The 2,384-nt window shown below is 63.7% G+C and carries 2 protein-coding genes; both read right to left on the reverse strand.

All coding sequences use genetic code 11. The features are described from left to right. Nucleotides 1-75 precede the first annotated feature (75 nt). Nucleotides 76-1,578, reverse strand: a complete 1,503-nt coding sequence (locus EOB59_RS34460) for a GMC family oxidoreductase (protein ID WP_128290278.1) — start codon at nt 1,576-1,578, stop codon at nt 76-78. A gap of 88 nt (nt 1,579-1,666) precedes the next feature. After that, a partial coding sequence (locus EOB59_RS34470) for an ATP-binding cassette domain-containing protein (protein WP_128290279.1) occupies nt 1,667-2,384 on the reverse strand: 718 nt, incomplete at its 5' end.

Genomic DNA, 2,384 nt, shown 5'->3' on the forward strand with positions numbered 1-2,384 from the left:
GGTTGCGACCAGCTTTCTTCTCCCCGTTTACGGGGAGAAGGTGCCGGCAGGCGGATGAGGGGCGGCACTGACCCATCATGCGGCAAGCTCCACCTTGCGAATATGATCGGCGACACGCAGCGCCTGGGCTGCAATCGATAGCGCCGGATTGACCGCGGCCGAGTTCGGCAGGAAACCGGCGTCGACGACGAAGAGGTTCCGGTGGTCGAAGGAGCGGCAGTAAGGGTCGAGCGCCGCCGTCGCCGGATCGTCGCCCATCTTTATCGTACCGCATTGGTGCGACGGCGTGCGCTTGTCGAAGGGGCGCGACAGAACGATGGGATAACCGCAGGCGCGGAAATTTTCGCGCATCACCTTGGTCAGCCCGTCTAGCGACCGCATGTTGGAGCGCCGCCACTGCATGACGATGTCCTTGCCGTCGACCATGATGCGGCTTTCCGGATCGGGCAGGTCCTCGCACATCAGGTACCAGTCGACAGCGTGGTCGGCCATGAAGTCGAGCGCGAATCCGGGCGTGTATTTGACATTGGCCCGCAGCATGTTGCCGTCGATCTTGCCGAGCAACTGGACGTTCCCCAGCGGCTTGCCGCCCTTGCCGTCGGACAGGTAATAGTCGTTCAGCATCAAGGTCTTCTGGTAGACGGCATCGTTGCGGCGGCGCGGGTCGATCGCCAGCATGGCGCTTGAATTGTGGTTCATGAAATTGCGGCCGACCTGGTCGGAGCGGTTGGCTAGGCCTTTGCCATCCGATGTCGGCGAGCGCAGCAGGATGACGGCGGAATTGACCGCGCCGGCCGACAGGATGACCAGCTTCGGTGATACTTTCTTCAGCTCGCCGTTCTGCCGGTAGTGAATGGCTGATATCGTCGTGCCGTCTGGCGAGGCTTCAAGATATTCGACGTAAGCGCCGGTCTCGAGCTTGATGTTCTGATCGGTCAGCGCAGCCGTCAGCGGACCCGTCTGCGCGTCGACCTTGCCCTGGCCGGTGTTCGGGAAAGCATCCCAGCCGGTCTTGCCCTCTTTCAGCCAGGTGTCGATGTCGACGCCGAGCGGCAGCGAGGCCGGATGCAGGCCGAGGTTTTTCAGCTCGGCGCGGGCGCGGGCGATCGGTGCCTCGTCGGGCACCGGCTTGTAGGCGTAGGGGATCGAATGGAACGGCTCGGTCGGATCCTCGCCCAGTGCACCGCGCACGCGGAACAGCTGCTCGGCTTTCGAATACCAGGGCTCGAATTCGTCATAGGTGAACGGCCAGGCCGGAGAGACGCCGCCGAAATGCTCCATGGCCGCAAAGTCCTCCTTGCGGTAGCGGATCAGCACCGCGCCATAGAACTTCGAATTGCCGCCGACATAGTAATAATTGCCGGGATTGAAGGCGGCGCCGCCGGCCTCACGCCACATCTCCTTCGGCCTGTAATGGCCGTCGACGAAGATCGAGCGCGTGTCGCGCGCGTGCGGCGTCGCCGGCAACGGCTCGCCGCGCTCCAGCATCAGGATCGAGGCGCCGCTGCCGGCAAGGCCGGAAGCGATCGTGGCGCCGCCAATGCCGGAGCCGATGATGACGATGTCCGGATTTGTCATGGCCTAAATCGCGTCCCGACGCGCTTTAGTTTTTTGTTTTGATGCATGTCGTTGCCCCAAAACCGGATCCACTTTTGGGCGACATACATTAGCGAATACGGGTCTCGGTCGCCGGATCGAAGAACACCGCCTTGGTCAAGTTGAAGGCAAGCGGCGTGTTGGTACCCGGCTGGATGTTGGCGTCGGCGCGCAGCCGCGCCACCACGCCCTTGCCGCCGAGATTGGTGACGGCGAAAGTGTCCGAGCCGGCCGGTTCGACGACCTCGATGTGACAGTCGGCGGTGGCGATGTGCGAGGCGTTGCGCTCGGCACCTTCCGGATCGGTCAGGGCTTCGGGGCGGACACCGAAGATGATCGGCTTGCCCTGGAATGCCGACAGGCCGGCCGGTGCATTGGCCATCGGCAGCGAGATCGGCTCTCGCGCTTCGCGCTGCAGCACGACGGACAGCGCGTTGCCTGACGTGCCGATCGTCGCCGGGATCAGGTTCATCGCAGGCGAGCCCATGAAGTCGGCGACGAAGAGGTTGGTCGGGTTGTTGTAGATTTCGGCCGGGGTGCCGAACTGCTGCACCTCGCCATCGCGCATGACCGCGATCTTGGTCGCCAGCGTCATCGCCTCGATCTGGTCGTGGGTAACGTAGACGATGGTGGTGCCAGTGGTGGCATGCAGGCGCTTGATCTCGATGCGCATGTCGACGCGCAGCTTGGCATCGAGGTTGGACAGCGGCTCGTCGAACAGGAACAGTTTGGGATCGCGCACCAGCGCCCGGCCCATGGCGACGCGCTGGCGCTGGCCGCCGGATAGT

This window comes from Mesorhizobium sp. M7A.F.Ca.MR.176.00.0.0 (assembly GCF_004023165.1).
GTDB lineage: Bacteria > Pseudomonadota > Alphaproteobacteria > Rhizobiales > Rhizobiaceae > Mesorhizobium.

Excerpts from the sequence above, each read along its gene's own strand:
- EOB59_RS34460 (WP_128290278.1), bottom strand. The coding sequence starts at position 1,578 with ATGACAAATCCGGACATCGTCATCATCGGCTCCGGCATTGGCGGCGCC.